The sequence below is a fragment of the Bacteroides fragilis genome, from assembly GCF_019583405.1.
Classification (GTDB): Bacteria; Bacteroidota; Bacteroidia; order Bacteroidales; family Bacteroidaceae; genus Bacteroides; species Bacteroides fragilis_B.
Genome location: NZ_SZUU01000002.1, coordinates 115,085 through 129,277 on the forward strand (window position 1 = coordinate 115,085; position 14,193 = coordinate 129,277).

Here is a 14,193-nt window from a genome sequence, read left to right on the forward strand (position 1 = left end):
AATTCACAATTCTAAATATGGCAACGCTACAATAAATAAGTGCACCTTCTTGTCCACCGACAAGAAGATGCACTAACATAAACAAAACAAACAATATTCTACCCTCACAGGCAGTTGAATCCATCAGATCATCTTCATAAGCAGAGATGGCAGAGGTTATGGATTCTTAAAATGATTGCTTCACAGCAATCCGCGAGTTATAAACACTGTATGCTATTATTTTCTGTCTTCATTTTTTTATTTATCCTATAGCCGGCTCTTTTTTTTCTTGATTGATTTCCAGAGATTTGCCCGGTTTGAATTTAACAATCTTCTTTGCGGGAATCTCCATTTTCTGACCGGTTGAAGGATTATACCCCTGGCGTGACGCATGTTCCTGCACCCGGAAAGTTCCGAATCCCACAAGTGTGACGGGTTCTTCTTTATGCAAACTGTCTCTGACCGTGTCTGTGATGTGGTTTAAGGTCTTCTCCACATCCGCTTGTGACATGCCGCTACGAATAGCGACCTCTTGAATCAATTCTTTCTTGTTCATCTTTTTAGTTTTTAATAATATTCATAGAAAACAGATTCACCTGCTTTGCTTCTTTTAATTCCAATCATCTTCTTCCTTAAAGAGCCCGTACTTCTTCACCAGTTCCGAGAGCTCCGGATCGAGGTTCGCGCGGAATTTCATTTGCCCGTCCATATCCACAGCACTGAGCAACAGCCGCACCGCTTTCTCTTCATCCCCCAAACGTGCCTGAAGGATGGCTTGCATGTACTTGTTTTCAGCCGTCCGGGGGGATTTCTCGAATATCCGCAAAGCGGCCTTGTCATAACCTAAAGACATGTAGGCGATGGCCGTATTTACGTCATCATACGGGCGGAGTATCTCCAATGCCTGCGCGTATTTGCGTTTCTCCAAACACTCCACACCCCGGGCATACGTCGTATCAGGTTCGTTCGTATAGACCGTATCCTGCTTCATCCCCCGCCGGGAGAGGCTGAAACGGAAATCCACCGCACGGATGATCGGGTAGAGTTTCTCTAACATATACGCATACTCCGGTTTATATTGGCTTTTTATCAGCCATTCGCGCCGGTCGGGTTCCTGTTCGCGGTCGATAATCCGCAATATGGCGTCTTTATGGCCTTTGAAGTCCGCGTCATTCACAATCAGTCGGCGCAGCTTGACCCAATCCTCGGGCACGGTACATATCTTTATCAGCTCAGGCAGGTTCGGAATCTTATTTTCCACTTTGTGGTGAATCAAGTTGCCCGATTCGTTTATCTCGACGTTGACACCCACAGACAATGAATCGTACAGCACGGTAAACTCCTTTGCCAGTATCTCACGGATCGATTGCGCACGCTTCCGGGCTATTTCCCCGTTGATGCGCCAACTGCCTTCGGGAGACGAGGTGGCGAAGAGCGTCAGGCTGTCTATCCGGTACACAGGATCGGTCATCAGCGCAAGGGTAAGGTCCCTCACTTTCTTTACTCCCTGCCGGTTTATGGCAATACTCTCGTCCAGGTTAAAGTCGTTCCGCGGGAAGTAAAAATTCACACTCGTATTGGCCTCCGCGTCACGGGTGATGATTTTTCGCACATAGCGCGGAGTCTTGTCTATAAATTTAGTCATAGAGCTCACAAAATAAGTCAGCGTATCCGATTTGGGGAGCGGGTATCTGCCTCCCTTGCCGCTCAGCACATTGCCTACCACGTACACTTTCATCCGTGCCGAGTTTTCATCCGCGGGCACCTTCTGCGAATAGAGGAACTTCACCTGGTCGGCGGCATAGATCACCGTGTCCAGCTCCGCCTCCGGATTGAACGGGAAGCGCACGATGTCATGGTATTTCTCGTCTTTCATCGCTTTACGAGCCTCGTTACGGGCTATCTTCTGCGTGTTATAGAACTTTTGCACCAGCCCGGTGGAGTCCAGCGAATTGATGTGCGATATCCAGTTTCCGTATTTTTCCTGCAGGCCGGCATGCCGAACGGCGGGCGGATGTATGTTATACAATTCGCGTATCAGGTGGTATTGCGGGCAGCCCGAACGCAGACGTTCGTAACGGTCGAGGTAATGCCTTACCGTTGCCGCCGGATCGAACCGGCTGAGTTCGAGTTCCCTGAACGCTCTGCAACCGGGCAGGCGCAACGAGTCGGACAGGTCGCGGCGGTAGGCGTACAGCGGCAGCTTGCTGCGGGTAAGTCCCGCCGCCCCTTGATCCGGGCTGTAATATGCGAATATCCCCTCTTCCGAAAAGCCCGCCAATGACTTCCGCCCGGTCCGCACCGTATCCGGACTTCCAGCCGTCAGCCAAAGAGGAGGCACGGTGTCCGTATCCGGGCGGCGGAAGTGGAACATCGGGAAGAAATCCCTGACTGTTTCATAACGCCGGGTATATTTCTCCGACAAACGGCGGTTCTCCGGAGAAAGAGGGATGGTGTCACGTCCCGCCACCAGTGTGCGCACGAATCTTATCCCCGCATGGCTTGCGGCCCTTCCGCTTTTGTTTTGGTAATGGCGGTAAAGCGCGGCATCCATCCGTTCCATCCTGTCATTGAAGAAGCCGAAACGGGAATTATAGAGCCGCGAGTCCACACCCCCGGCATAATAGAGCCCGCGTTCCGCCTGCCGCAGGGAGGCGAGCGATGCCCTGGCATAAAAATAAGTTTTACGGGTGACCAGTTCTCCCGCCTGATAGTTGGTACGGAGGTCCCACCGGTGGTTGAAGTAATGAAAACGCTCCCGTAAACGGGGCCATTGGGGCTGCAGGGTGTCGTTCACCCGTGCAAGCGCACGGTCGTACCGCCACTGCCGGCGTTCGATCATCAGCCGGGAGTACTCCAGCATATTTTCCCTCAACAGGCTGTCCCGCCGGGCCACCTGCCGGTTGAACATCCCGAAACGAAGCAGCAGCGGGTCGGGAAGCCGTTTTTTGGCGTCCTGTATCGCCCACAGCTTCTCCAGTCTGCGTTTATACCATTTCAGGCGTTCCAGGTAGCGTTCAAAGGAACGGTAGTTTACGTAGGTACGGTAAAAATTGGCGGAGTCGGGAATGATCTTCTCCACATAACGGTCATAGCGACGATAGTCCCATTCCTGCAACTCGCGGAAGCGACGGCCTGTGAAGCGGAGTTCTTTCAGAGAGTCGGGCACGTTCCCCCTCAGCAGCACGGGGCGGACCTTGACCATCCACTCCTCCCGCTGCAGCGCCTTGGGCACCGTCACAACAAACTCCACGTTGATCAGTCCGTTCCGCTCCGCAGTGTTCCGCGTCGAACCGGCGGACACCACCACTTCATCCAATGCCATCGTGGTCAGGTTCTCTTTATGGACACTGTCCCATTCCACCGACATGCCCACGGGAATGCTGTCCCCTTTGGCGCCGACAAAGATAAAGTTCAGGACCGGAGGCTGATCGGCCGAATCGCGTCTGGCCACCTCCACCGGTTCGGTCCGGCGGTTGGCGGGCAATGCCAGTGTCACCCTCGACTGCTCCTTATAGAGCCTGCCGAACGGCGAACATGCAGTGACGACCATGACCAGAAACAGAATATGGAAACTTTTACTACTCTTCATACATCATCCGTGCGCAGGCTTAATGCCAGGCCTCAGAACAAATAAACAAGATTAAACGCCACTTTAGGTGTCGGTAAGAAATAAGTACCCGATTTCACCTTATCACCGCAATGTCCGCAACGGTATTTCGTGTAGGGGGTGACAAGCAGCCCCAGCCCCGCTTCCACCTCCATGTTCCAGCGCTTGCTCAGAAGCCAGGAGCGGCCGTAGGTCATTCCAGCGCCGTAGCCCCAGCCCTGGTAACGGTAGTCGAGCACCTTGTCCCATGCCACGTTGAAGCGTGCGCCCATGGCATACATGCTGATGAAGTTTCCGGCGTAGGGTTGCCAGAACCAGTAGCGCGCACCGGGTTCTATCAGAAAATGCTTTATCTTTTTAGTGTCGCTGAAGTTCCACGGATTATAAGAAACACTCATATTCAGCGTCCAGTGCTTATCCAGAAGCATGCTGCCCTCCACGTTGAACGTGGTGGCCGCCAGTTTCAGTGTATTGGACTGCACAGAGTAGAATTGGGCATGCAGGCGGGTCGTAAGGCCGCCCCCAAGCAGCAGGAAAGAGGATAATAGGCAATATCGTATGAACTGTTTCATGGATGTTTCAATATAAAAAGTTTATGTTAGTTTACTGTCAGCTTTTCATACCATTCGTCGTAGCCGGGCCGGTAGCAATAGGCAGTGGGTGGCGCTTCAACCTGTATGTAGTTGTCTGAAACCAAGGTGCTGTAAAATTCAGAGAGCCTGACCAGAAAGCTGTCGGGAACGTGTACACAGGGGATGCACGCTTCATGCTCCCCGGTGGTTGCATTGGCAGCTTCCAATACCGGATACATGATACTCAAATAATAAGCGGAGTATCCGAAAGTCCACCACTTATCCTCCACATAGAACAGGTAAATGTAATACAGGTTTTGCGACTCCTTATCGATTGCCAATTCCGGAATTTTCATATTTATCTTTATTATCAGTTAATAATCACTCACACACCTCACCATACCGTTCGCTGTACTTTTAAGCTGGGTATCACAGTAAGGTATACCGGGCGTAAAGTCAAAAAACCAGGCTTGGTCCGTACCTTTTTCAGTAGAAGTCCAGTATCTTTTCGTCTTGCCGGACTCTTCCATCGGTTTATCCTTATATATCAAGCCGATGGGTTCACGAAACATCCACATCAGTTGTAACTCGCGTTGAGTGGGGACACGCCATTGGCGCCCTGCACCCGGTGCACCGACAGTACCATACCAACGGCAGCCTGTATTTGCAGTAGTGGTAAAATCCGGATTCTGATTCTGCCCGCCATCATTTACTCCTTGCACTGCCATCCAATTTTTATTGTTGTTCTCCACATCTGTAGGTGCCACGATAAAGCGAAACGGTATTCTGTCATTGACACTCAGATTACTACCGTTTCCTTTAGAAACCTGATGCCGGATGGTATTACCGTTCCTCATCATCTTTACTCCGGGACCCCATTGGGCGGCTCCCGCCAATCCTTCCGCATAAATAACGGCATAAGTCGTTTTTGTACCATCTTTAGTAATAGTCACTTTTTGGATATACTGCCCGAAAACTACCGGAGGAAAGCCGAAGCAGAATAAAACAATCCATAGAACAGGACAGGTTTTAAAACTCATCATCTTTATTTCTTATTTAGGTTGCATTTCGTTTACTTAGTTGCCACCGCCCGCATGACTGGCTTTGTCAGGATCCTGGACAGCTCTGACGGCATGCGGATTACCGACAGCATCGGAGTACACTTTCCCTTCATTCGTAACTACAAAGGCTTTATCGACATTCGGATTAGCGGTAGACGACCAGTAGCTGCCCGCCAACTGTTCTCGTGTATTCGAAGAAGATACCCAGGCTCCTATCAGCTCGCTGACAGAAGGGAGATACCACAGAATATCCGCAGCAGATACTCCCGGCCCGTATCCGTTCGCTCCCCGATAGCAGGTGTAAGCAGCCGCATAGTCTTCCCAAGGGGTACCGGTAGCTTGCAATAGTTCGGTATTCTTATGTCCGTCTGTCAACGAAGTGGCTCCCAAATTGTTGAATGCTGTCCCTGCATACCATTTCAGGTTCGTCTCTCCCGGCGTTGTGGTACCGGATGAGCTTCCCACCGGATAGTAGCCATCCATAAAATGAAATTCTATTCTCTTCGGGTATTTCCATTTAGCGGCATTCACGTCATCTACTGACGATAAGGCAGTACCATTTGCATCGTATGCCGTAAGCTCTCCTGAGAAATAGCCCGGTATCAACCGGATGACGTTGGTATCTTCCGCACTGTTTCCTTTCAGGGTAATGTTGTAAGTCAGGTCGTAATTGGCATACACACTATAATCGGTCGTGAAGTTCTTTCCCAAAAACAACTGATAGATAGAGAAATCTTTTACAATATTCAAATCTTCGGCGGCGGAGACCGTCGCATTCTCCAACCCGATAATCTGAAGGTAAGTGCCGCCTATGGGCGCGTTATCGCGACGGGTACTTTGTGTAGAGGTCAACACCGTCTGCTGGAGATTGATCGGGATATATAAAGGAGGCGTTTCAATCACAGGATTCGCAGCGGTTACTGTTGTGAGCGATTTAGTCCAGAAAAGCTTGCTTTTTTCTCCCGAACTCTCTAAAGGGAAAATGGCTTTTCGTCCGATTACATTATAATAGCTCTGTGTGGGAATATTCATCAAAGCCACATTCCACGTATGTGGTACATCTATAAAATGCGGATAAGTTGTTTTTATATTGAATGTCACTCTTGCCACGGTACGCTTCAAAAATACATATAGGTGTTTACCTGCACTAATTTCAGCAGAGATCTGGCCGCACATGACGATTCCTGTTCTTTCTCCTCCGCCATTTGGCAGAGTTACCTTATTCCTGGGGAAAATGCCGTCATCGGTCACCCATGTCATACAGAGATTTTGTAAATCCGCATAGGTGGAATTGTTCACTGTTATCCCCGAAAACTCACTTTCATTGACATTAGCAAAAATCACAATCATGTTTTTTTGTCCCGCCGGTGTAGGCATAATCTCCACCTCGTCTGTCCTGATGGAACCGTCCGGAGAAGTGAAAAACTTCTTTTCCACCAGCCTTCCATCCGGTTTTGTTCCGTCAAACTGGAAGCCCATGTACGAATAAACGGCATTATCTTCAGTGATAACCCCGGCCGGAGACGAGGATGCCCTTGTGACGGCAGGTGTCGCCACAAGTTCCACATCCATATCCGGCGAGGACATCGAAAGGACGGGAGGCATCTCTTCCGAGCGCGTGCTCCCCGCAGACGAAGTGTTGTAATCGTCTATGCCCAAGGTCAGCCCGACGGTGACCGGCTCTGTGGGTAAAGGCGTCCGGGAATCGGGCGACAGGTTGTCTTCCGTACATCCCCCCAAGACTAAGCAGGCGATACATGCCGAAACCATTGTTTTTCTTATCATGATAATATCGTTCATTTGTAGATTGTTATAATACTTACTCTTAGTTAACATCACGGACACAGCGCACGGAAGCCTCCATTTTTTTATCATACGGAGATAGCACCACCGTAGTTGTTGAAATTACTCCTGTATAATCAATATACATGCCCCATGCTTCGTTTTCGTTCACTTCAGTACCGGTCCAGTATGGTTTGTTTCGATTCTCATCTTTACTAAAGTTCAAATCATCGAAAGTATTCCCATTAGCCGATACCAGTACTAATACCGTCCGCAACTCGGAGGCTCTCGGAAGTCTCCAGTTATGAAAACCGCCCCCGTTATATTTCCTGCAAAGTTCTTTTGCGACCAACTGCCCGTTTGCAGCTTCCCACGGAACAGATACAATGGATATATCGTTTTTGGTCATCTGAATTGTCGGATAAACTTTTTCCTTCGTGTACACGTTTATATCATCCGTAATTTTCAGACCGTCCGTGGGCAGTGTCTCGGGGGCCGGTGAATTAACAGGTACATAAACTCCGTTACCTCCATAGGCCACAGTGGTAAGGCAGTCTTCGAACGGATGCACTCCAGCAGCTAAATAGGTAGGTTTTGGAGGATATGTAGTCACATATGGATCACCAGGCTTAGTGGCTGCCGGCCAATGATATCCCGGAAAATATATCTTCATATAGCTTCCGCCTCCGGGAGGAGCTATACTGCCTCCAAAACCACCGTTAATCACCTCTGAGCTCCAGTTCTGAATACTTAGGCTCAGGACAGAGTTATTATAGACCAGGTCATACGTATTCTTATATCCCTGTCTGAAGCCAAATGATTTGCCATCGTCACTACGATTTAGATAGGCCTTGTCCAGAGTAAATAGCTCATTAATTCCATTAACATTCAATACGAGGGCTATTTCACCGTCACCGACTTTGGTATCCATGAACGAGGGGACCAGAAACTCATAGGTGCGAACTTCTGTAGTGGACAATGCCACAGCAGGATCCACTGTTACTCCTATCGGACCAACAATAGCTCCATCCTTCGCCAATCCTGTTTCCGGATCAATAAATCCTTTGTTTTTAATCCAACTCCCACCGAGATTATCCAGAGAGACACTACTCAGCATGCACTCCGGTCCTTTATTCACGTATTTCGTGATATTAAGAACGATCCACGTATAGGCATGCCGGAAGTTTAAAGGGACAGTTGCCACCGGGTCACCGGATGGAGTGAACGGAAAGATGGTGTTGGTATTGTAAAGCAGATCTGTCTGCTTGAGACCGTCCGTAGCGGTGAAATCAAACGGGATACCATTCGTATAGACACTCTTGGTAGCGGTTGTGACGGGCGGATAGTAGGCAACCACCTTTAAGGCTTTACCTTCCGGTCCTGCGGGAGTAACGCTTAATTGATTGGAATTGTCAATGAAAGACCAATTCCACGGTGCGGAGGGAGCAGAGCGTTGCATTGTCGCTGTCATGTCTGATGATCCTTTGAAAATTTCATTCCCGTTCTCACTTTTAGTGACAGACATGCCAAAGGAATAGGTATTTCCGGTAAAATCCGTTGTGGGGGTTGCAATAGTCCTTGATTGGGTGGTCTCGGCCTTTTCTATGGAGGCATTGAAATTCAGAGGGACTTCCCTTGCCGGAGTACCCGGCTCAAGCCCGTTAGAAACATAGTTATCACAAGCTCCGGCCAATAGTAAAGAGCAAGCTGCCAGGATGATTGCCCGGGGGATGGTATATTTCTTGTTTGTATCCATATTCATCTTTGTATATCGTTTCAATTACTTATCATTCGATTTCTGCCTTACACAACGGATTCTCAGTTTCGTCGTTTTCCCATAATGCAATGCATATCCGGCGGTGGTACTAGTACTAAAATCTACAGCCCACGCTGAACCGGACTTTTTCCTCAGTTCGTCTGTTGTACCTTCCAGATACTCACTTCCGCACCAATAAGTCCCGGACAACGGTGTGAACCCGCGCAATTTTTCCAAACTTCCCTGATTCACATAGATAAACGCCAGTTCCGAGAGTCGCGGAAGTCTCCAGTCATCGAATCCGTCTTCTTCCAGATCGCGGCATAGGTCAAAGGCTGTCAACGCAGTCCCGGTCTTCCACGGAATGGTCTCATTACCCAATTCATTCACCATATCACTGCCGGAAACCATCAGAGAGGGAAAGGTACCTTCATAGTTAAGGGCATCCGGCACTGTAGAATATAATTCCCCGTTTTGTCCTCCCATGATATTCGGAGAGTAGAAACTATTTCCTTCCTTATAAAAATCATTGTAATCGAATGAGAAGTTATAGCCAGTCCAAAGAGACTTCTTCTTGGGAATTCGCTGTGAGGAACCCGCAGCGTAAGTCCAGTCCAGGTTCTCACCATTAAATCCCTGATAATTCAGGTAATATCCCGAAATGGAAGGTACAGAGGCCGATTGCCCCGTAGTCCATGGTTCAAGAGTGGTTTCGAAACCTAAATTTTTCGGCTTGCTGTTGTACGCAAGATCGGCGGTCGCATAACCTGCAGCCTTCACGCTCTTGATGGTAAACTGGTATACGTGGTTACGCAGGATATTCATTTTGTCCCGGCTTCCCTCGTCGTAAGTGAAGTCTACGCGGTAGAATGTTTCAGTGGTCGAACCGTTATACTTTCCTCCTACGATAATTGCAAGGCGCTGGGTATGTTTGTCATCATATACTCCCCCCCATAACAAATCGGCTTCGGGCAGATAGATTTTTTCCGCGCAATAGGTGCTATTGGTGATATACGCGCTACCATACGTCTTTGTTTCCGTATCTCCGACAGGCGAAGGTTTGTTGATGGTCAATACCCCTGCCGAAGAAGAGAAGTTGTTTTCTACGGGCATGTACGCGTATTGCTTTCCATCTTTCCATATCTGCACCTGGGTCATGGAAAACGGCACTTTACCTTTGGTCCATGTATTGCCATTGGCGTTTTTAGTCCCTATGCCGATGTCTACCCGAGCCACTGCACGTACCAGTGATACGGTGCCGAGATCCATCGTCTCATTAATGATTTGAGGAGTTCCATCTTTAGCTATCCCGAACATCGGAAACGGCTGTGTAGCAGTAAATTCCGGTACATTGCTTTCCCCGGTAAGCTTCGTGCTCAGGCAGGCTTGTTGCACTTCCGCATAGCTCCTTCCCGCCATACGATAAAAGATTCCGTAATCACCATCGGGGAAGTTGGCTACGATGACAAGCTTGTATTTATCATTGTTATCTACGCTCTGCAACAGTGTGGCGCTGTATTTTCCGGCACCCGCATCAGAAGCGGTACCTATACCCACATGACGCAAGGTACCGAAGGCATTTCCATTTGCATTGAATTGAAGAATACAAAGGGACTTAATGGCCGAAGCGGTATCATCATTATCCATTGTCGTTCCGCTATTGGCGGCGGATACGGACAGGTTGATGATGGTAGAATCCGCAGACGGGGAGAACGAATCGTCCTGCTGACATGATATTTGAAATATCATTGCAGCAACAATCATTGCCCACTTGCTTAAATTCGATGTATGCTTATTCTTCATATTCTATACTTTATCTTCAGTATTTATAGTCCACCGTCCGGTGATTTAATTATATTCTTTCCAGACAGTCTCTTCTCCCCATGCGGTGAGTTCTACCTCTACACTGACACTCAATTTGAAATCCAACAGCACGTTCAGTGTTTGTCCCACTACCGGGATGATAGGCTGGTGGCTGCTGTCCGTGTTCAGACTTCTAAGCAGATCACCGTTACGATAGATATCTATGGTCAGCCCTTTGTTTTCTTCCAGAGTAGGAAACAGATTGAAAGGAGGAATTTTATAATCTTTTCCCGCTTCAAAACGGGGCGAAAATTGATAGGAAGCGGGAGCACCGCTATAATGACCTTCAAAATCCAGGCGGCTGGCAGTTTCATGCACAACGAGCGAATAATCGCCGTCATTGTTTTCACTAAGAAGTTCCAGACCGCGTACGGTTATATTCATTGACGCCACCATCCGTGAAACAGCCAGGGCCTGTTCCTCTATGCGGGCGGACGTCGAAGTATTTTCTATCTTAAGCTCTCCATAGAATAAATCGGCCGGAGAGGTGAATGTGCTCTTCCCTACCCTTGTAGGCACAGAGGGTTTCAGAGATATGAAACCGCCGGAGAGCGGATCGCCCTTTTTCAGGGGGCTGACGAGCATCGTACCGTCTTGCGTATTACACAAAGCTATGCAATGGAGGCTGGGAATACCCGGATAATTCAGCATGACAGGTTCTTTGCTGTTTGTTGGAAGAATATCTAACAACAGGTCTTTGTCATCAAATACATAGAGACTCATATCCTTGATGGCTTCCTGCGAAATTCCGGCAGGAAGTTTCACTTTTAGAGGAACACCCTTGAAACAATCGTCGTTATTTTCAGCTATGCATCCCGATAACAGCAATAGTGTGAACATAAAATATAATATCCCCGGCATGAACCGGAATTTGTAGTCACCTGTCATAATGGATATTCTTTCTTGTTTTTAATCTTTGCTGAAAACGGTAATGTGCCCGAATGTGGATTACAATCGGGCACATGCCGATTTCTGAGAATATTTTTATTGTTTAATTATAAAGAATAAAGGGGGATGCGAGGATTATTGGAAATCTTTTGTGATTTCGGCGGTTGTCGTCCAGGCTGCTTTAGTTACAGTAACCGTAACCGAAGCGTCTACACTCGGCTTAGTCGGATCGTCACCACCGCCACCTGCGTTGCCGCCGGGTTTAAAATCACCTTTCAAAGACAGAGACATGTCATAAGTCTTTCCGGCTGTAAGAAGAGGTTGAGAAATACCATTAGTTCCTTTTTCACCAAAATACATTGTAAAGTACCTGGTCAAAAGATCACCCACTTCTGTTGACTGGTCTTTTGATCTCCATACAACTTCAATAACAAGACCGGTCGGATGGGTAGAAGCAGGGGAATTTTCAAACAGATACCAGGATTTACTTGCAAGGGCGTTATCTATTTGATTGGCATTAGCAGTGCTCTCCTTAAGATCCGCAGCGACTGCAAGATAATCATCTGTTTGCTTCGGCTCATTGTCGCCTGTCCATTGCCACGGTGCAGTACCCCATGACCCACCACCTGCAAAAGCGTAAGCCTGCGGAACAAATCCTCCCCACGAGGCGTCTACAGTATTGGCCGGAATAAGAGGTGATTTTGTCTGGGCTGTCATCATATAAACCTTTTTAATGGTAAACCATTTGGAGGCATCAGTTTTCAATTCTGTTTCAGTAGCAGCATAATGCTGGTTAGCTGTCCATGCAATCTTTACAGTCTTTACTCTGGCTGATACGAAATGTAGCTGAACGGTTGCCGTACCTACATTATCATTAAATGCGATTTCCCCCATTCCACTTGAATACAAATTGTCCTTGCTCTGGTTTACAGTATAAGTAAGATCGGGAGCAGTGCCGGTAGTATTAATAGAAGAGAAATCGAGTTTTTGGAGTTGGGAAAGACTGGCTATACCATTAAATGTGCCATCACCGGTCTTATCACCAAGATTGGCAATTACAACTACTTCAGCGGCATCCGTAGTAGTGGTTATCGGATTATTGATATCAGCAGCCGCTATAAACTTTGGGGCACCTACGATAAAGCCTGTCTGGTTAAAGAAAAATACAGTAACATCCTTAATGTCAGCTCCGTTTTCGGTAGCAGCTTCCGAGCCACCCGCTACTCTTGTGTTTACTCCATCTCCTTCCAGTTTAAGAATCACTTGCGCCTTGGGGGCATCATTCCCCGTAGGAGCCACATCATCATTTTGTGAACAACTTGCCAATGCCGCTATCGCGCACACCGACAATAATAAACTTTTTACTTTCATTCAGCGATTTTTTAATTAAAAAATTGATAACTTATTTATTTTTAGATTTAAACATTTCTTTTACATTCATTAAAGCTCTATTCCGTAATAGAGATGTATTACAGGTGAAAACGATTTTAAAAGCATGATTGACAACTTGTTACGAGTGCTCTATTCTTAAGGAATATTGAATAATCACAGAGAGATTTCTTCTTTACAATAGAATTAGCAGTGTTTCAATATGATATGGATTCATTATCGACATGATGTTGAAACATTGCTGAAACAAAACGAGAAAAACCAATAAAAAGAATAGCCTATGAATAAGAAAACATCGCTGAACAAACTGCTCTATATGCAAGAGCATTTGTCATGTAGAAATTACCGTGAGGAACTGGAAAACGGATTCAAATATCTTGAGTTTGAAGAGGATGAAGTCATACTGGAAAAGGAGATTATATGGAACCATATCGTATTCCTGCTCGAGGGAGAATGTGTCATTAACTATAATCAGTTCAAAGATAGGAAATTCCGGGCCGGATCGATTATTTTATTACCCAAGATGGCTACAGTGAAAATAGAAGTAACGGCAGATTCCCGCTTGCTTTCATTGTCGTTCGGCATCCCTTTAAACCTTTGTGACAAGTTTGCATTGCAATCGCTGACAGAACTTTGTAGTAAATTCGATTATAATTTTGAACCGGTCGATATACGTTATCCGCTTCCTCCTTTTTTAGAGCTTGTAACGCATTGCCTGAAACAGAAGATGGACTGCGGGCATTTCCATAGTTTGTTGCAGCAGGAATTGTTTTTTTTACTGCGTGGATTTTATACCAAGGAAGAACTGGCACGCTTATTTTATCCAATTCTGGCAACCGAATTGTCATTCAAAGATTTTATCATCGAAAACTGTACCAAAGTAAATAATGTAAATGAACTCATTTCCCTTTCAAACATGGGAAAATGTAACTTTCACAGCAAGTTTAAGCAGGTATTCGGAGTTACTGCCAAACAATGGTTGCTGAAACAACGCAACCAACGCATATTAAATAAGGTGATGGCATCGGAGACTACGATTGGAGAGTTGATGGAAGAGTTCAATTTTGATTCCCAGGCTCATTTTACGCATTACTGCAAACAGCATTTCGATTGTACGCCACGAGAACTGATTATAAAGTATCAGACTATGACTCAGTAGTTTTTTGCCTGAATTGTGCCAATAAGTACAAAATGTGAAAAAAAACATTCTTTTTGGCAATAAATATAAATAACGGATGGTCTATCTTTGCACCCAGAAGCACAAAGAACCTATGATTTTGAAGCCTGCATCTC

The 14,193-nt window shown here is 46.9% G+C and carries 11 protein-coding genes; 1 reads left to right on the forward strand and 10 read right to left on the reverse strand.

What is annotated here, in order from left to right:
• Window positions 1-241: 241 nt before the first annotated feature.
• From FDF36_RS04810 to FDF36_RS04855, 10 genes are all read right to left on the reverse strand, one after another.
• Window positions 242-535, reverse strand: coding sequence for an HU family DNA-binding protein (locus FDF36_RS04810; RefSeq protein WP_220390543.1), 294 nt, complete (start codon window positions 533-535; stop codon window positions 242-244).
• Window positions 536-589: 54 nt separating this feature from the next.
• Window positions 590-3,571 (reverse strand): tetratricopeptide repeat protein, encoded by a 2,982-nt coding sequence (locus FDF36_RS04815; RefSeq protein WP_220390544.1) that lies wholly within the window; start codon window positions 3,569-3,571, stop codon window positions 590-592.
• Between the two features lie 32 nt (window positions 3,572-3,603).
• Complete coding sequence (locus FDF36_RS04820) at window positions 3,604-4,161, reverse strand: DUF3575 domain-containing protein (RefSeq protein ID WP_220390545.1); 558 nt, start codon at window positions 4,159-4,161, stop codon at window positions 3,604-3,606.
• 26 nt (window positions 4,162-4,187) lie between these two features.
• Window positions 4,188-4,517, reverse strand: a complete 330-nt coding sequence (locus FDF36_RS04825) for a hypothetical protein (RefSeq protein ID WP_220390546.1) — start codon at window positions 4,515-4,517, stop codon at window positions 4,188-4,190.
• An 18-nt stretch (window positions 4,518-4,535) separates the two neighbouring features.
• Complete coding sequence (locus FDF36_RS04830) at window positions 4,536-5,204, reverse strand: DUF1566 domain-containing protein (RefSeq protein WP_259281365.1); 669 nt, start codon at window positions 5,202-5,204, stop codon at window positions 4,536-4,538.
• Window positions 5,205-5,237: 33 nt separating this feature from the next.
• Window positions 5,238-7,022 (reverse strand): DUF1566 domain-containing protein, encoded by a 1,785-nt coding sequence (locus tag FDF36_RS04835; protein ID WP_220390547.1) that lies wholly within the window; start codon window positions 7,020-7,022, stop codon window positions 5,238-5,240.
• Window positions 7,023-7,047: 25 nt separating this feature from the next.
• On the reverse strand, window positions 7,048-8,760 hold the full coding sequence (locus tag FDF36_RS04840; protein WP_220390548.1) for an Lcl domain-containing protein: 1,713 nt from the start codon (window positions 8,758-8,760) through the stop codon (window positions 7,048-7,050).
• Window positions 8,761-8,784: 24 nt separating this feature from the next.
• On the reverse strand, window positions 8,785-10,563 hold the full coding sequence (locus FDF36_RS21135; RefSeq protein ID WP_259281366.1) for a hypothetical protein: 1,779 nt from the start codon (window positions 10,561-10,563) through the stop codon (window positions 8,785-8,787).
• 45 nt (window positions 10,564-10,608) lie between these two features.
• Complete coding sequence (locus FDF36_RS04850) at window positions 10,609-11,511, reverse strand: FimB/Mfa2 family fimbrial subunit (protein ID WP_220390549.1); 903 nt, start codon at window positions 11,509-11,511, stop codon at window positions 10,609-10,611.
• Window positions 11,512-11,646: 135 nt separating this feature from the next.
• Window positions 11,647-12,882, reverse strand: coding sequence for a fimbrial protein (locus tag FDF36_RS04855; protein ID WP_220390550.1), 1,236 nt, complete (start codon window positions 12,880-12,882; stop codon window positions 11,647-11,649).
• Between the two features lie 298 nt (window positions 12,883-13,180).
• On the opposite strand from FDF36_RS04855, the gene FDF36_RS04860 reads away from it, so the two are divergent.
• Entirely contained in the window at window positions 13,181-14,059 is an 879-nt protein-coding gene (locus FDF36_RS04860; protein WP_220390551.1) for a helix-turn-helix domain-containing protein, read from the forward strand.
• Window positions 14,060-14,193: the final 134 nt, after the last annotated feature.